The organism is Neptuniibacter sp. 1_MG-2023, assembly GCF_030547185.1.
Classification (GTDB): Bacteria; Pseudomonadota; Gammaproteobacteria; order Pseudomonadales; family Balneatricaceae; genus Neptuniibacter.
Genome location: NZ_JAUOQR010000011.1, coordinates 39985 through 58348 on the forward strand (window position 1 = coordinate 39985; position 18364 = coordinate 58348).

Sequence of the window (18364 nt, forward strand, 5' to 3'; positions counted from 1 at the left end):
TTGACTGCTTCTTTATAACAGTAAGCCGAGTATACACCTTATTGAATAAGCCTCGGGCATTGCTTTTGCTTAGATAACCGACCATAAAGCCGGTAATTGTACTTTTTCCTTCATAATCGGTTAGGATTAACGCCTACTATCTTAAAACAACTGTACATTTCCCAGTTATAGAAGACGATTAATGACAAGCTCTCGCATTAGCTCATTTATTTTTACGTTGCTGTTTCTATGCTTTTGGTTGCTCCCCAATACGACTTTTGCTTCTATTCCTGTACAACTTATTCAAGGCGATTCAGTAAAACTTGAACAGTTTAAAATAGGCTACTTTGTCGATACGACAGAGAAAATGCCTTTTGAAAAAGTAAAACAGCAAACTTTTCAAACAACAGAAAACCGCGTTTCATTAGGTACAAACAAAAGGACGGCTTGGCTTAAAATCAACCTTGAAAATGCCAACAGCACGGCAACAAATATTTATCTTCATCATCCCTACGCTTATCACAACAAGGCGGTTGAACTTTATGAAGTAGTTGATGGAAAGTTGATCCGTGAACGCCAGCTTCGTTTAGATGATAAAGAAACACTTCACTGGATGTATCGAGGCAGCGCTGTATTTGAGATCGCATTACAACCACAGCAACACAAAACTATCTATATCAAAAACCTTGTCTATTCACACCAATGGCTCGCATTGAACCTATATGACAAGAATCAATCAAAAAGGGCCTTACTAAGCCAGTTTACAGACATTGCTCTACTCGTAGGCATGTTGCTGGCGCTTATTATTTATAACTTTTTATTGTTCTTTTCATCCCGTTTAAAAGAGCATCTTTTTTATGCCTGTTATCTCGTGTGTGGCGGCTATTGGATCGCACTCTCCTATGGACTCTTCGCAGACCTGTTTGAAGCCTACGGTTCAAGTACTTTTCAAGGACATTTAGCCTTAGGGGGCATACCTATATTCTTACTTCTATTCATGATGACAATTTTTGAAACCAAGAAAAACTACCCTATTGAACACTGGGCGTTATTGGCGACCCTTAGTTTATTAATAGGTGATTTTTTCTATGGCTTAATTGATATTGTAGGCTCCCTCAAGAACGCTACTACTCTAGCCTCTATCATGATGGCGATCACACTGTCAGTCACTATTTCAATGCTTATTCGAAAACACCCCCTTGCCCTTTTCTTTTTATTAGGTCACGGGCTGTTTGTCATATTTAGCACTTTAGCCGTCTTGTTTTATAAAGGTTCCCTAGAGTTCAATTACATTAATAGCCACGGTGTTGGCATTGGTATAATGCTCGAAGCACTGGTACTCTCGCTGATTATTGCCTACCGTATTCGCACCATTGAAAGCTTAAAAGCCAACCAAATCGACCTCCAAATATTGGCCTCCACTGATCCATTAACTAAGCTATTTAATCGTCGTCATTTTAATATCGCTGCCAATCATCTGTTAGAAAAAATAAAACTCTCACGACAACCTGCCTCCATTGCGATTATCGACATAGATCACTTTAAAAAAATCAATGACACTTATGGGCACGCCCTAGGTGATAAAGCGATTAAATCTGTTGCCAATATGATCAAGGGACAATGCCGCAATGAAGATATATTAGCTCGTTATGGCGGCGAAGAGTTTGTAATTCTTATGCCCGGAACTTCATTAAAAGAGAGCTATAATGTCGTTGAACGTATTCGAAAAGCACTAGAAAACTCATCCATTACAATCGATAAAAACCAATTAATTAACTTTACAATTAGTGTGGGTGTTGCAGAAATAAACCTTGATAAACCTAATTTACAAAACACAATTGATCAAGCAGATAAAGCGCTGTATAGAGCTAAAGATAATGGCCGAAATCAGTCCCAACTATTTGCAGAATGATAGCGCAGCTCGAACCTAGCTTTATCCACTTTTTGTACCACACTGAGCTAATATTTCATGAAGCTTAAAGCATATTTCTATTGAAGTAATTGGCCTTTTCTAGCTCGACAACATTAGCTCCAACATTAGGTACCGCAGGAAACAAAGCGGCTAAGCCTTCAACTATTTTGCGAGATAAATTAGATTTTTGCTCATCGCTTCTGCCTTCCATTATATGGGAAAAAACATGGATAAAATCTTCGATTTTATTCCCTGTAGAGTATTTTTTATACGCATTAACCCTTACTTTTATATCATTTTCATTAAACAACTCTGTCGACTGTGCAGCCGAGTGTACTTGCTCAATAATCTCTTCTTCAGAGTGCAATATAAAAATACTTTCAGAACAATCTACTAAAAAATGCGGCATTAGCTTTCCTTCTCTCTATTTACGCTTCAAACACTAACCCAGCGCTTTAATGCCTTAGGCGTAGAATTGATGAACTGATTTAATCTAATTTAAGGACTTCAGATACCCGTTGTTGCAGACTAGGAAGTAGCTCGGTTTCAAACCAAGGATTTCGCCTAAGCCAAATATTATTTCGTGGGCTTGGGTGAGGAAGAGGAACAACCTCAGGCCAATAGGTTTTCCACGCTCGCTCCCGCTCCGTAAGTGATAATGATTTCCCGCTAAAATGATAAGCTTGCGCGTATTGCCCCACAACCAACGTAAGTTCAAGCTGAGTCAGGTGAGCCAAAAGCAAGTCACGCCAAGCGGGCGCACATTCGGGGCGCGGCGGAAGATCTCCGGATTTTCCCGTACCCGGAAAGCAGAAACCCATAGGTAAAATAGCTACGCATTTAGGATCATAAAACAGCTCCCGCGATATACCCATCCAATCACGTAGCCGATCACCACTTGCATCGTCAAAAGGTATACCTGCTTCATGGGCTTTTCTGCCCGGCGCTTGCCCCACTATCAATATTTTCGCCTGAGGATCTATCTGTAAAATAGGCTTCGGCTCATAAGGCAGATTCTCTGCGCAGCGTGTGCAGGCACGAACCTCATCTAACAACGATGTAAATAAAGTCATACAGCCCCTCCTAAATATAATGCCTTGCTACACTCAGTCTAACACTCAATCCAGCTGGGGCAGCGCGTAAGCGAACCTTTAAAAAAAACCGGTGGGATATTATCTATTGAGAAAACAAAAAAGCCCGACATAATAGCCGGGCTTTTAGCTTTTTAAGTAGCGATTTCTAGTAGCGCATACTTAAACATGTCCATTACGTCAGCCAGTCCTCTCTAAACAGCAGCCACCGCTAAACTAGGCGTTAGAATACCTTCAGAAAAGCGCTCATCCCTCCCCTTCATTGATAGCAGCTTCTGGACCACGAGCATTTTTACGGTTGCGGAACAGATCAAACACAGGTGGAACAATCAGTACAATCAACGCCACAGAGATGATCGCCAGTGTAAGCGGCCGCTCCCATAGGAATGCCAAACTACCATCAGAGATCATTAATGCTCGGCTTAGATTCGTTTCCATCAACCCACCTAGAATATAACCTAATAGCATAGGTGCCATCGGAAACTCTAGTAATTTAAGGAAGAGCGCAATAAGCGTAATAACCACCATCATATGAATATCGAAGGTATTAAAGCTGACCAGATAAACCCCTGTAATGGAGAAGAACAAGATCATGGGTATCAAAATTGGCCGAGGGATAATCAATAATTTAGAAATATACGGAATCAGCGGCAGGTTAAGAACCAACAAGACCAAATTACCGAAATACATTGAGATAATGACTGACCAGAAAACATCAGGGTTATCCAAAAACAACCGTGGTCCCGGCTGAATACCATAAGCGATCAACGCCCCCAGCATAATTGCGGTAGTGCCTGAACCAGGAATCCCTAACGTCAGCAACGGTACAAAAGAGCCCGTGGAAGCCGCATTATTAGCCGATTCTGGCGCTGCTACGCCCCGTAAAGAGCCCTTACCAAACTTCAATTTTTCTTTTACCGAAGCTAAGTTACGCTCTAGGCCATAAGCTAAAAATGACGCTATGGTAGCACCCGCACCCGGTAAAACCCCGACCAGAAAACCAAATACGGATGAACGAGCAATTGTGGGAGCAACCTCTTTTATCTCCTCTTTACTGAGCTTCATACTGCCCAGTTTACTCATATCGACCTGCTGTTCCTCCTTCCGATGTTCGCCTTTTAAGACCGTCATGATCACTTCCGTCAACGCAAATGTCGCCATCGCTAACAATAAGAAGCTAATACCATCAATTAGATCAAGACTACCAAAAGTAAAACGGGTCGCGCCGGACATTGTATCTGTACCTACCGTCGCAATCATCAAGCCAAACACTGTCATTATCAGTGCTTTAATCACCTGCCCTTTACCTGAAAAAGCGGCGACAGCAGTAAGCCCCAAAATCATCAAGGCAAAATAGTCGGTCGATTGAAAACTAAGGGAAACTTTTGCTAACGCCGGTGCCGCAAAGAGTAGCGCAAGTGCCCCTATAGTCCCCCCTGAAAAAGAGGAATACGCCGCCAACGCCAACGCTTTACCTGCCTGATTTTTCTGTGCTAAAGGGTAACCATCAAATGCAGTCACTACCGTACTGGCACAACCCGGCGCGTTAATAAGTATAGAGGAGGTAGAACCACCGAATACCGCACCATAGTAGACCCCCGCCATCAGGATAATGCCCGATGAAGGATCCAAACCATAGGTAATCGGGATCATTAAAGCCACGGCAGAGATAGGACCTAAGCCTGGCAGCATACCGATAAAGGTGCCCGCAAAACAGCCGACAACCACCATCATTAAATTAAAAGGCATAACCGCTGTGGATAGCCCGGTAAAAATTCCGTCTAACATCGCCTTAGCCTCCAAAAATTTGCATATACAACTGACCAGGTGCCAGATAGATATCCAGCAATTTGGCCAAGATAAACCAAATACTCACCGCAAATGGGACCGACACTAGCAACAACATTTTGATGCGCCGCTCACCCAACATCCAGAAGCCAGCTATCAAAAACAGCATGGTCGCCAACATAAAACCGGTCCACTCCAGTGCAAGACCAAAGCAAACAATCAACAGCAACAATTTGGCTACCAAAGCAAAGTCATAGCCATTAAGGCTCAAACGATTTTCGACGGATCGTTTTGCCGTAAGTAACAATCCCACTGATAATACAGCGCCTAAGATCGCTAATGCATAAGGTACAGTGCGTGCCGTGAAGGGTTCAAACTCATCCCCCGGCAACATATCTATACTGCCGGCATAATAGCCGTAAAGAACCGATAGGCAGAGAAATACCAAACCACCAATATGGTCTTTAGTTAACATCATAAAAGACTCCCAGACAGAGGCACTCTGTCGGATAAAACAAAAAGCTCCGGGCTTTCAACAATGATAATCTGCTACCCGTAGAGATTACCTGACCCGGAGAAGAGCTAAGAAATATTCCCTATAGCAGACACAAGCGCTGGTCTCACTTGGCCTGCTTATATGATCCAAGCTTTTAGGTTTTACTTAAGAAAACCTAATTCGCGCATCAGAGCACCCACCTCTTTTTCTTGCTGCTCTAAAAAAGTAACGAACTCATCATCAGGTTTAAAAAGCTCAACCCAACCATTACGGGCACGTACATTTTCCCAAGCATCAGTGTCATACATTTTTTTCAGAGTCGTCACAAACTCCGCTTTTTCTGTATCACTGATACCAGGCGCCGCAAAGAAACCACGCCAATTAACAAAGCTAGCGTCATAACCTAGCTCTTTAAGTGTCGGCACATCTGGAGCTGCTTCATTACGCTCTTCACCTGTCATTACCAAGATCCGAATTTCACCCGAATCGGCTAAGGTTAAGGCTTCACTAAAACCGGTAGATAGAATAGATATTTCACCAGAAAGCAGACCGGCCATCGCCTTACCACCCGCATCATAAGCCACATAACGTACTTGGCGAGCATCACCACCAGACGCTTTAAAAGCCATAGCAGCAACTAAATGATCCATGCTGCCACGGGCTGAGCCACCCCCAATTTTCACAGAACGAGGCTTCTCGTTAAATTCAGCCACTACATCGTTAAAACTGTTGTATTTAGAATCCTTCCTGACAACAAAAGCACCAAAATCGCCTACAGTTGCAGCAATTGGTGTTAAGTCTCGGAATGATTGAGGAAACACCTTAGACAGTGAACGAATCACAATTGGAGTCGAGTTCACCATAAGTGTGTCATGCTTCTGATTAGCTGTTTCAATAAGATGGGCAATCGCTTTACCGCCACCGCCACCTGACATATTTTCATAAGAGATGCTGTCGACTAAACCCGCTTTACTCAACGCCTCACCAACGCCTCGCGCGGTACCATCCCAACCACCCCCGGCACCACCGGGTACCAAAAAGTGGATCGACTCCATAGCTGCTACATGAAAGGATGCGCCTGCAGTCAAACAGGTAGTTAACACCGCCGCTATTAAGGTTTTCTTATTCGCCGTTTTACCAAACATTGTGATTCCTCGCTCGTTAACGCTCATTTTTATAGTGCGATCCACAATAGTTTCCTGTTACTTTTTAATAAAGTTTATGGATTTAAAGGCTTTTTAAGACATAAAAAATATTTTGTTCATAATGTTCACGAGCCAAGCTAAAGCAGATTGATTACTATCTAAGCACGGGAAAAAAGAGAAAAGCTCCGACAACAATTATTAAGTACGAGTGCGTACCATGAAGCTTCCGCAACTTAAATTGAAACAGCGAATGATCCTGATACTTGGGATTATGGCGCTCATACAGACCGGCTTTATTGGTCTATTTGCCCTTCACTATCTAGAGCGTTCGCTCGATGAACAGATTGCTCAACGCGCCTTAGATGTAGCTAAAACAATTGCGGTAATGCCCCATGTTGCTGAGGCGGTCGAACAGAAAAACAGCACCTATTTACAGCCTCTTAGTCTGTCTTTAGCCAAAACAACAGGAGCACGTTTTGTTGTCATCGGTGATAATAAAGGCATACGCCTAGCACATCCGATACCAGAGAAGATTGGCTATTCCATGTCTGACGATGATGGGGATAGTGGCTCCCAAGCACTGATTCAAGGACATGGATATATAGCTAAAGCGGTGGGGTCACTCGGTTGGTCCATGCGAGGAAAAACCCCTATTATCAATCCAGAAGGTAATATTGTAGGCATTATCTCTGTTGGCTACGATCTTGACCGAGTTAATCAGATTATCAACCGTTATCGGCTCACACTTATCTTAGTTATTCTCTGCTCTTTTATGCTCAGCGCAGTCATTGCCGTCTGGTTCGCTAGCCATTTTAAAAGCGCTATATTTGGACTCGAACCCGAACAAATAGCCCGGTTGTTTGATGAACAACGCGCCACACTAGAATCTGTCCGAGAAGGCATTATTGCCATCAACAACGCCAGTGAAATCACCACCATCAATCAGGCTGCTATTGAAACCTTAGGGCTCCCTAAAGATATCAACCTGATCGGCCGTAAAGTTGATGAGATCCTGCCAGACAGTTCAATGCTGAGCGTACTAAAAAGCGGTGAGCCTCAATTTGATAGCGAGGTCTGGCGAGGTGATCACTGTATTATAGCCAACCGCCTCCCCTTAAAACAGGGCGATACAATCATCGGTGCAGTATCCAGTTTTCGACGCAAAGATGAGCTGGATATGATCAGCCAAAAACTGACTAGGATTCAACAATATGCGGACACTTTACGCAGTCAGTCCCATGAGTATTCCAACAAACTACACACCATCGCCGGACTTATTCAAATTGGCGCAACCGATCAAGCTTTACAGCTAATAGGGCAAGAAACCCAAAGCCATCAAGCGTTAATCAAACTACTGATGAAAGCGGTACCCGATCCAGTATTAGCAGGATGCTTATTAGGCAAATATAATAGGGCACGGGAGATGGGACTAGCCTTAGTCATTGACCCTGAAAGTGAAATGACCAGTCTGCCCGATAAACTCCCCCGAGAGCAATTAGTCAGCATCCTCGGAAACCTGATCGATAATGCTCTGGAAGCGACTCTAAACTATCGCGCTGGCGAAGGTAAAGTACAGCTCTCGATGACCGATCTAGGGAACGATCTAATTTTTGAAATTGAAGATCAAGGCCCAGGTATCCCACTAGAACAGCAGGATAAAATTTTCGAAAAAGGCGTCAGCAGCAAAAGTAACGATGGCCACGGTTATGGACTACACTTGGTGAAAAACTTACTTGATAAGCTTAATGGAACAATCACCATCGAGAGCAGTTCTGATGGTGGCAGCCGCTTTACCGTCTATATCCCTAAAAATAAAAAATAGTACGGATTGAATAACTGATGATAAAAGTAATCATTGCCGAAGATGATCCACAAATTGCCGAAATTCAGCGGCGCTTTCTCGAACGAATTGAGGGGTTTGAACTGATCGGTATCGCCCATCGCCTAACCGATGCGGAAGATCTCATCGAGATCATGCAACCTGACCTTTTACTACTGGATATCCAGTTCCCAACGGGCACAGGATTTGACCTTCTTCGCAAAATCCGTGCAGGCAACAATGCTATCGATGTAATCATGATCACCGCCGCAAAAGAGGTCGATACCCTTAGGGAAGCTCTTCATGGCGGTGTGTTTGATTATATTCTTAAACCGCTAGTCTTCGAACGGCTACAGGAAACGCTACACAACTACCAACAACACCTAGAAAAACTACGTGCCCTAGAAACCTTAGCCCAATGCGATGTCGATCGAGTACTACCTCGCAGCAACACTCAAGATTCCACTACACAGGAAAACATACGCTTACCTAAAGGAATTGATGCGATCACTCTAGATAATGTGAATAAGGTATTTGCCGAACGAGACGGTACACTAAACGCCGAAGAGGTCGGTGAAATTATCGGGGCCAGCCGTACCACCGCCCGTCGTTATTTGGAATATCTGGTTAGTTGCACCGAACTATCTGCAGAGGTCAGCTACGGCACAGTTGGACGTCCAGAGAGACGCTATCAAAGATGTCACTCTTAACCTCCAGACCTTGACCTTAGAGCACTGCTGCCTCAGATAAAATAGCATCTACAACACATAGTCAGCTCACCTCTAAAGGCTTAGTTTTCAAGTGAACGACGTATGAGCTGTTTTGTTTCTGACACATTGGCTATATCCAGTAATGCTGAGGCTTGTAGCCACTCCTGCTCTGCTTGCTCCTGCATACCGTTTTTTTCAAAAGCAAAGGCAAGCATGCCTCGATAAAGGCCATGTACTCTTTGAACGCCTGCATCATCTGGATCTGAGGGGTTATGAATTCTATCAAGTACTATCGCAGAAAAGGGGAATTTAAAATCCCAAAACTCTTGGTCTGCCTGAAAAATCGATTTACTGGAATTTGATGTACTCTCGACAAGGTTTTGGAAATGGTGAGCCGCTAAGAAATATTGACCATTACCTAGCGCCTCTTTAGCTGAGGTTTCCTCTTCTAGTTCATAAACTACTTTGATTAAATCAACAAAAGTAGAGCTCGCCCTTTTTGACATAAAAAGCATTGCAGAGCCGCCAATTATGATGCCCACAAGAAGACAAGTTATATATTTAAAGGCCTCTTTCATTTTTATTATTTCTCTTCTAAAAACATTGTTATCACAGATAAAACTTAGCGCCTAAGCAAAACTAACAGCTTCTTATATGTTTAATGACTCACCGTTTTCGAGAAAACATTGATAACAACTACACCCAAGATAATTAAGAGCATTCCTATTATTGCGGGCAGATCGGGCACCTGCTTGTAGACAACAGCACTTATTGATGCAATTAGACATATCCCCATACCGGCCCAAATAGCGTAAGCGATACCTATAGGAATAGTTTTAAGTACTATAGATAGGCAATAAAATGCAATGGCATAACCCACTACACAAATAGCTGTAAACGTAAAATTAGAAAAACCATTAGATGCTTTAAGTGCAAGTGTTGCTATCACTTCAGCAGCAATAGCTATTGCTAAATACCAGTAACCCATACTCAACCTTCTATAAAAAATAACGCTTTGCTCACCACAACGTCAGGGGGGCCCTACTTGCTTCGTGTTTTAATCACAAAACACCCAAATACTTACTTTCTCTTTTAAGGCTTTCTCACAAACCAACAACAATTTATCGAGCGGCTGAGTGAAGGCGTCATGTTCAGACAGTAACGCTTTGACCTGATCGGTTTCATCCATCAAAAAAACCAACTCGTCAATATTAAACTTTGTATCGCTGTAGTAATCCTCAAGCCTTGTGAATAGAGGAAACTCTGTTGCGGTAAGGCCTAGCTGAGTAAAAAGCAGTCGATGAAGCTCAAAATCAAATGACGCATCACTATTTTGATAGGATGCCTCTTTCTGATTATCACCTATGTGGAAATCTAGCGCCATTTTTAGCCTCGTTAAACATAATGCAAGAATAGGTGAGATTTTGACGTACTTAAGGGTCAACTAGTAACTAACATGCACGATGCAAGACCAGCCCCTTAGATTCCTACTTAGGCTCCTAAATTAGAAAACTGGAGGCTCATAACGCCCACCTCAGCCGATGCTTTGCCGTCAGCGGGATGGCTTGTTATATTTCAATTCGATCACCATGGCTCGGTGGAGTTGATGTTACTGTAAATACCAAATCAATTTCGTGTTGGTTGCTTAATTGATGCCTTGAACCTGCGGGAATATGAATACCCTCATTTGGGTTTAACCTGAAGATTTCCCCCTCAAGTTCCATAGTTGCAATACCGGATAATATAAAAAAGAATTGCTCTGCTTTAGTGTGGAAATGGCGAGACTCAGAACAACCAGAGGGAACTCTTTCTTGGATTACACTTAAGCTTTCAGTTTTTACAAGGTGCCAACCGTCACATTGATTTCCCCAAGTATAGTGTTCGGCTAATTGAGTGCTAATGACTGCCAAGAGAGCTCCTTGAAATATAATAGTTGTATATATGGAGGGCCGTGTATCTACCTATACTAGGCATACATCTATATGATTTATAAATATTTTTAACCTAAGCCTAGTATAAATACAAGCCCCCTTTTTTTACTCCCCATCCGTAAAAGCAGCATAGATAAGGGTGAATAATAATGAATGAGTTACAAGCTTCCATGCTTAGTCTTTCATTATGCGCCTGTCGTGATTGAGTCTTTCGCTATAACCTTTCGCTCACCGGGTGAGCGAAGGGTTAATAGAGAGTGATAGAAGCATTAAGTTATTTAATAGCATCTATCCCAGTAATTAAAAACTCATGCTAATATCACCTAAAAATGACAATTTATCGATTCTAAAACAACGTACCCGCCGCGCCAATTCTGTCTTTATATTAGTGGTTTCGGTAGATCAGAAAATTTTATTCAACCTATTTTCATAAATATGGACTACCAAGGACTCAATAAAAGAGACACTAATGACTATTATAATAAATGGCGCACTCACCCTTGTTTTGACCATAATGCTCGCTTGTATCTCTCCTTATTCATCTGCCACAGAACATGAAACAGATACTCTCGAAGAGGTCATGACACGCCTGAAGAGTGCCTATGGAGAATATTCTAATCAAAATAGAGAACCTATATCCATACCTGAAACCATAGTAAGCCAATACCAAGCCCTAAAAAGTACTCCAGATCCGTCACCGGAAAAACTAGACGCATTTATCCGTGAAACAGAGCAGAACATAGCGAACTTTCACACGGCAGCGGAATTCCAGCATAAATCAGATAACATGGCCTATGTCTATGAGATGAGGCTATTAAAACGGGGTATTAAATATGGGCTGCCTGACACTGTCCTCGCAATAGACAATACATACTTCGACATCATCGAAAATCCAGCCTTTACGGGTGCGGACATTCTCGCGTATGAAAAGCGTTACTATGCAGCCATGCAAGACCATACCAAAGACATCTTTAAAGTACTTGATGACGTAAGTAAGTTATATGATATAGGCCATACATTAAGCCGCCGCGTAAACGAGCTAAGTGAGACTGAACGGTTAGACATAGCTGAAAGCATCACTGAATTTGACGCGACGGTAAACAAGTCCCATGAACTATTAAAAAACAAAAAATGGTCTCTCGCCAGCTCTAATATTCAGTTAGGATTAACCTTAGGTAATCGCCTTGATGTTAAAATAGACAGCATAATAGACAACCGCCATAATCAAAAAAAAGCGCTGGTTGAGCGACACCACAGGTTAAAGGCAGAATGGGAAACACTGGACTCCCACATCGAAAAGCTAACAGATAAAATTGATCGGTATGAAGACAAGTTAGACTCATCATGCACCCAGACCATTGTCGACTATTCTTGTGCCGACCGTTGTCCAAAGATCCGTAAACTAGATATTATCTTTAAATATTACAAAGACGAGCCTGATTTTCAGTGTTTGTCACAATGTAGCCATGCGGAGCGCGAAGCTCAAGCGGATTACGACCGCGAAACTGAAGACTGCGAAAACGACCAACACCGAATAATATCTAAAGCCAATGATCTGATCGAAGAAAAAAACAACTTATCTTACCGCTACAACCAAATTTTAGATGAACTAAGGTCTATAGAATCTAAATTAAGTACAGAATAAAGTATCAGCAAGCAACGAACCTAAACCGCCCACATTTACAGGCTCATCTCAATGAAATATACAGGTAACATTGTTTTAACCCTGACCTCTCTATTTGTGCTGGCCGCCTGCGTTCCTGTTATTAGTAAAATGTATAATGGGCCAGAGGTCTCAGGTGTAGTTTTACGCTTATCAGATCTAACGCCCATCGACGGGGCCATCATTTCTTACGATGGCGTTAAACCATCCGCAACAGCAACCCAGTCGTCAATAACGAACGCGCAAGGGCATTTCATACTAATTCCCACCAAAGCATTGAATGTAGAGATGCGCATGCCGGCGTATACACCACTGTCCGTCCCTATTTACACTCAACATTCAACCTACGGGCACTCCACAGATATAGCCGTCGCCCAATGGAAAGGAAGAGAATATGAAAAATACGATATTGGCACTATCATTCTTGACGAGGAACCCAAAGTATACGCCCCGCCATTAACTGAAGATGGAGTCGACCTTAAGGTATTAGAAAAGGCGGTAGAGCCTCAGGGGTTGTTTAGCCTATGCAACGTAGATGATGCCGGCGGCGCAATCAATAAATTAAATATCGTCCGAAAACTTGCGCATAAAATTGTCCACGCTAAACAAGATCCCGCACAAGAAAAACAGGTAGCCGCTTATATCCAAGAGATGAAAAATAGTACCAGACATAGCTGGTCGTATTTTGCTCACGACTGCAGCCAAATCATCTCATCCATAGAACTCGAACACATTAAGAGGCGCGTATTTGAGGAGCTAGATAGCCTTTAGTAATGGACTGGCACACGGCTGAACCGCCCCTAATCAAATGACGAACTCGCCAGCCCCCTCACCTTTTCTTGTTATCAATTTACAGCGTTTTAGCATTCACTCACCCAAACACCCACATCCATTTTTGACTCAGCCGTGCCCGCGTATGACCCCGATATGGGCGGCACCGCTTCAGCTAAACGCGATACGGCCACGGGAATATGATCCGTGCCTACAATATCACCTATGGTTGGGTCAAAGCCCTTCCAGCCGCCACCCGGCAGATAGACTTCGGCCCACGCATGGGTCGAACCCACCTGATCAGACATCAACGGCGCATGCAGATAGCCACTGACAAATCGCGCCGCAAACCCTAGGCACTTAACCGCTTCCATAAAGAGTAAAGCAAAATCACGACAAGAGCCCGACCCAAGGGATAAGGTCTCCTCGGCGGATTGCACACCCGGCTCCTCTCTCACTTTGTAAACCAAGGTATTATGGATAGTCTCCGTCAACCGCTGCAATAAGGTATAGGTTTGTACCGCCTCGCCTCCACGCCAAACACTAAATAACCAGTTATTTAATAGCGTTCGGGTATTTTCATCGGGCAGCACTCGGTAAGGTGACAGCAGAAACTGATCGCTTTCGTGATATGAAAAAGGATAATTAATCGCATAATCCGCCACCAAAAAATCTAAGGGGGATTCATTATATTGCTGAATCACCACCTCGCTTTCGATCGTCAACTGTTGCGCTGGGTTGCTGAAATTGGCAATCGCTACTGAGTTACCTTCCACATCGCGATGCCAATAGATTTTTGCATCGGGTGTAATCTGCAACGAGAAAGACTCTATACGTAGCTCATGATCTTCTCGGGGTCGCAGTAACAACTGGTGCGCGCCCAAAGTCACGGTATCCGTATAGTTATAATAGGTACGATGAATGATTTTATAACGTTTCATAATGCCCCTAAAGTGAAAGTTCAAACTTACATAAGAGAACCTTGCAGCCAACCTAAAAGATCATATAAAACTCACAGATCTAAACAAGATCTACATCGATTCACAGACAACCCATAGTGTGAATTAAGGTTTGATGCTTTTTGTGGCCAAGACGCATGCCTTACAAATACACGCAGTATTGAGGTGCGATGCAGACACTTGGCTTACCAACTCATGGGGAAACTCTATTTGGCTATCAGAACACCAGCAAGAGAGAGCCTCACCACTTGAGTTGAGATGTCCACAATGATTATCTTTGCCACACAGAGGGCATTTATCGGATGGGCACAGGTCTTCTTGATTCAACGTAAGCAACCCCAATGAAGTCGTCGCATTAAACAATAAGTTTAACCCATTAATCGCCACCATGATCCATTAATCTTTCAGATCAATCCTATCGCCGCCAAAGCCACATATAAGTACCCATGGGGTTACATCGCGTAGATGCTTTAATCATAGAACAAAACCAGACCAGCGGATGAATCTCAATGCGAGTCAACCGAGACAAGAAACTGCGAAAATAGCTGTTCAACTACTTCAATCGAGCTATTAAGCCGATGATCACCGGAAATGAGATGCAATGAGCAATCCACGGCTTTGGCAAAGCGAATCGAGTTTTCGACGGGAATAACATCATCCGACCAACCATGCACAACTTCCACATACCCATGGGGATGATAGTTTTGCTGCTGATAGTCCTCGTCCTCCATATAGAGTGCAGGAGCCAATAAGAAAACACCTTTGGCATTCACCTGTTCTGAAGCAACCAATGACACATAACCCCCCATACTAGAACCGACCAACACAAACGCTTCGCCGGTTTCACCCAGTACACTAAGCAAGCGTTCAACTCTCAGGTCAGGGTCTAAAATATCGGAATAATCAATACTATCGACAGCGTAACCTTTCTGTTGAGCGATACCCGCCAATCGTTTGATTTTACTGCCCCATGGCCCACTCTCTTTACCATGTGAAAAATAAACTTTCATAGACACTTATCCCTTTTATCCTGTGAAGTGATGCGGGTAGCACGCTGTTAAAGACCACACAGTATCATGATATGGCCAGCTATATGGGTCAAACACAATGGAAATACTCATCAGTCCAAGATAAGTATTTTCTAATAATTTTTCGCTCTGGCACCCTGTCAGACATAAAGGATGGGCTCCCACGGTCACGTCGTTTAATTCTAGATATGGTATTCGCCCTTCTTCCTGTTACCTAGCCCTCCTTTCTGTGACCTAGTCCTGCTTTGGTGATGCCTAGGTACAATGATCGCCCCTATTGATCATCGAGCATGGAAAGTGAAGATAAAAAGTTAAAATCCACAAATCCACGCATTTAACGCACATTTATGTAACAAAAGAAGCACAACGCTAGTGCAAAGGGACTCGCCCACAGCCAATTTATAGCCTGTCACTCGACGTTCTTTCCTTCTATTGAGCTATAAATGCTCGCTAGATAGGCATAATATCGTAAAAATACGTTTATTTTATTCCTATTACGAATTTTATATTCTTGTGGAACAAGATTTGCTTATAGATAGTGCTTACTGGGTACTCCTTTTGGAATTAGCTATGACACTATTTAATAAACTTTTTGGTAAATCACAGAATACAACTTCGGATACCCAAGCATCTATTACCTATGCGCCAGATTCCCAGACCATCGACATTCCTCGCTTCTCAGATGATGAGAAGCGTTTCTATCGCGCATTACAACTGATTAGTAGCCAAACAGCACAACTATCCCGGCAAATATTCAGAGCATTAGAAGCACAAGAAAACTTTCTCTCAGAGATTAACCAACGTGCCACAAAATTAGACACCGAACTCAATGTCGCCAACGATTACTTAAACAGCTCTAACACTAAAGTAAGCTCTCTCCAACAACAGATTAAAACAGAAGTAGATGAAGTAAACAGCTCAATTAGCCTATCACTAGATGAGATAAGCAGCTCCCTTGCTGATAAATCTAGCAATGTAAACGAGGTGCTTAATGGTATTCTTAAGATAGGGAAAGGGATTAACCTTTTAGCACTTAATGCCTCAATTGAGGCTGCTCGAGCCGGTGAACATGGTCGCGGATTTGCCGTTGTTGCCGATGAAGTAAGACGCCTAGCAAACGTGACTACAGAGCAAGCCAATCAAGCAGCCGAACAGCTCGACTTTTCTCAAGTGAATGCTGAACTAAGTAATATCAGCGCAGCCAATACTGAAAAATTGGACAATTTCGTCCAAGTCACCCAATCAGCGACAGAGCAATTAACCGAGCTATTTAACTCTATAGCAACACAACTCAGTGCCGTCATGGAGAATACTGCGGTCATCTTTGAAACCCTAGAAATGAGCAACGGCTCAATGCAGCGCATCAGCAATAAAAACCAGCTGATTAATCACGTTGTTGAAGATATGTCGAAAGGGTTAGATCAAGTCGATATTCATAGTACTGATATCCATCTAGCCTCTAAAGCGATCAATCAAACGCTAAATAAATTACACTTAGTTGCCGATGCCGGACATGACCAATTAGACGACGTACTCCGTCGAGGCAAACTACGCGTCGCCATTGAACCTAGTTTTGTTGGTTTATCATTCCGTGAAAAACTGGGGGAACCGCTTAAAGGCTTAGATGTTGATTATGCACTCGCATTTGCCCGCTATCTCGGGGTCGAATGCGAATTTATCGAAGCACCCTGGGATATGTGTACAGAACTACTAACATCAGGCAAAAAGTTCGGCCAACCACCCGCCGACATTGTTATCAGCGCCTTACCGCCCTCCGCCGAATATGACAATGTTGCCTATTCTGAAGCGTATACCTACTTACCTTGGGTATTGGCCCGTCGTAAAGGCGACGATCGAATCAACAGTATCCAAGATCTACAAGATAAAGTTGTCGGTGTGATCAACGACCCTGCAGCCCTAATGATTTTAGAGGATCTAGGCGTCCGCTGGAGTAGTAACGAGAAAAAACCGGGGGGCAGCATCACGCTGAATAACCTAATCGCCTACTCCGATCAATCTCGCATACACCACTGCCTTGCCGATGGTATTGTCGATGCCTTTGGTATTGATCTACCCATCTATTACTGGGCATGTAAAAACCCAGCAAGCCCTTGGTACGATAAAATTGAAATAATACCGGGCAACTTAGCGCCCCGACCATTTTTTTATACTATGGTCGTTAATAGTAGCGCCTCTAGCTATCGCTTATTAGCCCAAGCAAACCGTTTCATCCATTGGTTTAAGCAACAAAGAGAACGCACCGCGATTGAACAGACATGGCAAGGTACCGCTCTCAATGGCGACGGCTCCTATCGCGACGAACCCGGTAATCTATTAGGCGAATCCGAGCTAAAAGCACGTTATGAGGCCCACTGTCACAAATTCAATTTAGAACCTAAACCCTTAAAAGCCCAATAACCGGTGCAACCTTAAGGAACCGTAAAACAACAGAAAACTTGAATTAGGATCTCTTATAAGTAGCCCCCTAGACTGAAAAGCTTTAGGGCAAACGTCATCGACCAATATAAATAGAATCTATATACCCTGCACCGTAGTTAAAACTACTGCACGAGATATAGACGAGAAAAGAGCGATAAAACAATAAAAAGGCAAATGCTTTTCAACGGTTCTTACAGATGGTGATCTAAAGCACCTGGCACAAATAATAGATTCGGATTGGCATGCATATTTATTGTAGCAACCTGAACTGGCTTGTGATGGCCCAGAGTTGAAGGTTTAGAAGAAGCCGTCAGTTTTAGATAACCATTCATATCAAATGGCCCACCCTTAATGCTTATAGGCGCGTTTCTGGGCTGATCAGAACCGACAACTGCTGCCTTGTTCAAATAACCTGCCATATCATAAAAACCACCTTTATATTGAGTGGAAACACCTTCAGAACCTGCAACAGCAGATAAAGAAAAAACCATCGCCGAGAAAAAACCTATTCCTATTTTTAAATTCATAACACAGCCTGCTTACGGTTAATTACTCATTACCCTTTTTTACAGGGCACTAAATATTCTGATATGAAATTGCAAAGATAGTTCCATTAGTTAAAAATAGAGGCCG

General features: G+C 43.0%; 19 protein-coding genes. 6 read left to right on the plus strand and 13 right to left on the minus strand.

All coding sequences use genetic code 11. The annotated features are described in order from the left end of the window. The first annotated feature begins 181 nt into the window (after positions 1–181). On the plus strand, positions 182–1891 hold the full coding sequence (locus Q4492_RS12440; RefSeq protein ID WP_303418380.1) for a diguanylate cyclase: 1710 nt from the start codon (positions 182–184) through the stop codon (positions 1889–1891). 64 nt (positions 1892–1955) lie between these two features. Here Q4492_RS12440 and Q4492_RS12445 read toward each other — a convergent pair whose 3' ends face one another. The 5 genes from Q4492_RS12445 to Q4492_RS12465 form a co-directional block, all read right to left on the minus strand. Continuing rightward, a complete protein-coding gene (locus tag Q4492_RS12445) occupies positions 1956–2300 on the minus strand; it encodes a 5-carboxymethyl-2-hydroxymuconate Delta-isomerase (protein ID WP_303418382.1) in 345 nt (114 codons plus the stop codon). A gap of 79 nt (positions 2301–2379) precedes the next feature. Continuing rightward, positions 2380–2964 (minus strand): uracil-DNA glycosylase family protein, encoded by a 585-nt coding sequence (locus Q4492_RS12450; protein ID WP_303418384.1) that lies wholly within the window; start codon positions 2962–2964, stop codon positions 2380–2382. Positions 2965–3228: 264 nt separating this feature from the next. After that, complete coding sequence (locus Q4492_RS12455) at positions 3229–4770, minus strand: tripartite tricarboxylate transporter permease (protein ID WP_303418386.1); 1542 nt, start codon at positions 4768–4770, stop codon at positions 3229–3231. 4 nt (positions 4771–4774) lie between these two features. After that, positions 4775–5248 carry a tripartite tricarboxylate transporter TctB family protein gene (locus Q4492_RS12460; RefSeq protein ID WP_303418388.1) on the minus strand — a complete coding sequence of 158 codons (474 nt, stop codon included), beginning with the start codon at positions 5246–5248 and terminating at the stop codon, positions 4775–4777. A 179-nt stretch (positions 5249–5427) separates the two neighbouring features. Continuing rightward, on the minus strand, positions 5428–6411 hold the full coding sequence (locus Q4492_RS12465; protein ID WP_303418391.1) for a tripartite tricarboxylate transporter substrate binding protein: 984 nt from the start codon (positions 6409–6411) through the stop codon (positions 5428–5430). A gap of 217 nt (positions 6412–6628) precedes the next feature. Here Q4492_RS12465 and Q4492_RS12470 point away from each other — a divergent pair, with 217 nt between their 5' ends. Together Q4492_RS12470 and Q4492_RS12475 are read left to right on the plus strand one after the other, a co-directional pair. Beyond that, the gene (locus Q4492_RS12470) at positions 6629–8233 is read left to right on the plus strand and encodes a sensor histidine kinase (RefSeq protein WP_303418392.1); all 1605 of its coding nucleotides are present in this window, start codon (positions 6629–6631) and stop codon (positions 8231–8233) included. A 17-nt stretch (positions 8234–8250) separates the two neighbouring features. Continuing rightward, entirely contained in the window at positions 8251–8940 is a 690-nt protein-coding gene (locus Q4492_RS12475; RefSeq protein ID WP_303418394.1) for a response regulator, read from the plus strand. An 80-nt stretch (positions 8941–9020) separates the two neighbouring features. Here the strand turns inward: Q4492_RS12475 and Q4492_RS12480 are convergent, their stop codons facing one another. The 4 genes from Q4492_RS12480 to Q4492_RS12495 form a co-directional block, all read right to left on the minus strand. Further along, on the minus strand, positions 9021–9446 hold the full coding sequence (locus tag Q4492_RS12480) for a hypothetical protein (RefSeq protein WP_303418396.1): 426 nt from the start codon (positions 9444–9446) through the stop codon (positions 9021–9023). Between the two features lie 152 nt (positions 9447–9598). After that, positions 9599–9928, minus strand: coding sequence for a multidrug efflux SMR transporter (locus tag Q4492_RS12485; RefSeq protein ID WP_303418398.1), 330 nt, complete (start codon positions 9926–9928; stop codon positions 9599–9601). Between the two features lie 69 nt (positions 9929–9997). Further along, the gene (locus Q4492_RS12490) at positions 9998–10324 is read right to left on the minus strand and encodes a hypothetical protein (RefSeq protein WP_303418400.1); all 327 of its coding nucleotides are present in this window, start codon (positions 10322–10324) and stop codon (positions 9998–10000) included. A 184-nt stretch (positions 10325–10508) separates the two neighbouring features. Then, positions 10509–10850: a cupin domain-containing protein gene (locus Q4492_RS12495; protein WP_303418401.1), complete on the minus strand. Its 342-nt coding sequence runs from the start codon at positions 10848–10850 to the stop codon at positions 10509–10511. Positions 10851–11340: 490 nt separating this feature from the next. On the opposite strand from Q4492_RS12495, the gene Q4492_RS12500 reads away from it, so the two are divergent. Together Q4492_RS12500 and Q4492_RS12505 are read left to right on the plus strand one after the other, a co-directional pair. Then, positions 11341–12516, plus strand: coding sequence for a hypothetical protein (locus Q4492_RS12500; protein ID WP_303418403.1), 1176 nt, complete (start codon positions 11341–11343; stop codon positions 12514–12516). Positions 12517–12567: 51 nt separating this feature from the next. Continuing rightward, positions 12568–13305, plus strand: coding sequence for a hypothetical protein (locus Q4492_RS12505; protein ID WP_303418405.1), 738 nt, complete (start codon positions 12568–12570; stop codon positions 13303–13305). A gap of 89 nt (positions 13306–13394) precedes the next feature. Here the strand turns inward: Q4492_RS12505 and Q4492_RS12510 are convergent, their stop codons facing one another. The 3 genes from Q4492_RS12510 to Q4492_RS12520 form a co-directional block, all read right to left on the minus strand. Continuing rightward, complete coding sequence (locus tag Q4492_RS12510) at positions 13395–14246, minus strand: transglutaminase family protein (RefSeq protein ID WP_303418407.1); 852 nt, start codon at positions 14244–14246, stop codon at positions 13395–13397. 123 nt (positions 14247–14369) lie between these two features. Next, positions 14370–14654 (minus strand): cysteine-rich CWC family protein, encoded by a 285-nt coding sequence (locus Q4492_RS12515; protein WP_303418409.1) that lies wholly within the window; start codon positions 14652–14654, stop codon positions 14370–14372. Between the two features lie 116 nt (positions 14655–14770). Next, positions 14771–15274 (minus strand): alpha/beta hydrolase, encoded by a 504-nt coding sequence (locus tag Q4492_RS12520; protein WP_303418411.1) that lies wholly within the window; start codon positions 15272–15274, stop codon positions 14771–14773. Positions 15275–15862: 588 nt separating this feature from the next. On the opposite strand from Q4492_RS12520, the gene Q4492_RS12525 reads away from it, so the two are divergent. Further along, positions 15863–17710 carry a methyl-accepting chemotaxis protein gene (locus Q4492_RS12525; protein ID WP_303418413.1) on the plus strand — a complete coding sequence of 616 codons (1848 nt, stop codon included), beginning with the start codon at positions 15863–15865 and terminating at the stop codon, positions 17708–17710. Positions 17711–17922: 212 nt separating this feature from the next. On the opposite strand, the gene Q4492_RS12530 is transcribed toward Q4492_RS12525, so the two are convergent. Then, positions 17923–18258 carry a hypothetical protein gene (locus tag Q4492_RS12530; RefSeq protein WP_303418415.1) on the minus strand — a complete coding sequence of 112 codons (336 nt, stop codon included), beginning with the start codon at positions 18256–18258 and terminating at the stop codon, positions 17923–17925. Positions 18259–18364 lie beyond the last annotated feature (106 nt).

Bases quoted from the DNA above. Each gene is read 5' to 3' on its own strand.
- Q4492_RS12440 (WP_303418380.1), top strand. From the start codon at position 182: ATGACAAGCTCTCGCATTAGCTCATTTATTTTTACGTTGCTGTTTCTA.
- Q4492_RS12445 (WP_303418382.1), bottom strand. From the start codon at position 2,300: ATGCCGCATTTTTTAGTAGATTGTTCTGAAAGTATTTTTATATTGCAC.
- Q4492_RS12450 (WP_303418384.1), bottom strand. From the start codon at position 2,964: ATGACTTTATTTACATCGTTGTTAGATGAGGTTCGTGCCTGCACACGC.
- Q4492_RS12455 (WP_303418386.1), bottom strand. From the start codon at position 4,770: ATGTTAGACGGAATTTTTACCGGGCTATCCACAGCGGTTATGCCTTTT.
- Q4492_RS12460 (WP_303418388.1), bottom strand. From the start codon at position 5,248: ATGATGTTAACTAAAGACCATATTGGTGGTTTGGTATTTCTCTGCCTA.
- Q4492_RS12465 (WP_303418391.1), bottom strand. From the start codon at position 6,411: ATGTTTGGTAAAACGGCGAATAAGAAAACCTTAATAGCGGCGGTGTTA.
- Q4492_RS12470 (WP_303418392.1), top strand. From the start codon at position 6,629: ATGAAGCTTCCGCAACTTAAATTGAAACAGCGAATGATCCTGATACTT.
- Q4492_RS12475 (WP_303418394.1), top strand. From the start codon at position 8,251: ATGATAAAAGTAATCATTGCCGAAGATGATCCACAAATTGCCGAAATT.
- Q4492_RS12480 (WP_303418396.1), bottom strand. From the start codon at position 9,446: ATGTCAAAAAGGGCGAGCTCTACTTTTGTTGATTTAATCAAAGTAGTT.
- Q4492_RS12485 (WP_303418398.1), bottom strand. From the start codon at position 9,928: ATGGGTTACTGGTATTTAGCAATAGCTATTGCTGCTGAAGTGATAGCA.
- Q4492_RS12490 (WP_303418400.1), bottom strand. From the start codon at position 10,324: ATGGCGCTAGATTTCCACATAGGTGATAATCAGAAAGAGGCATCCTAT.
- Q4492_RS12500 (WP_303418403.1), top strand. From the start codon at position 11,341: ATGACTATTATAATAAATGGCGCACTCACCCTTGTTTTGACCATAATG.
- Q4492_RS12505 (WP_303418405.1), top strand. From the start codon at position 12,568: ATGAAATATACAGGTAACATTGTTTTAACCCTGACCTCTCTATTTGTG.
- Q4492_RS12510 (WP_303418407.1), bottom strand. From the start codon at position 14,246: ATGAAACGTTATAAAATCATTCATCGTACCTATTATAACTATACGGAT.
- Q4492_RS12515 (WP_303418409.1), bottom strand. From the start codon at position 14,654: ATGGTGGCGATTAATGGGTTAAACTTATTGTTTAATGCGACGACTTCA.
- Q4492_RS12520 (WP_303418411.1), bottom strand. From the start codon at position 15,274: ATGAAAGTTTATTTTTCACATGGTAAAGAGAGTGGGCCATGGGGCAGT.
- Q4492_RS12525 (WP_303418413.1), top strand. From the start codon at position 15,863: ATGACACTATTTAATAAACTTTTTGGTAAATCACAGAATACAACTTCG.
- Q4492_RS12530 (WP_303418415.1), bottom strand. From the start codon at position 18,258: ATGAATTTAAAAATAGGAATAGGTTTTTTCTCGGCGATGGTTTTTTCT.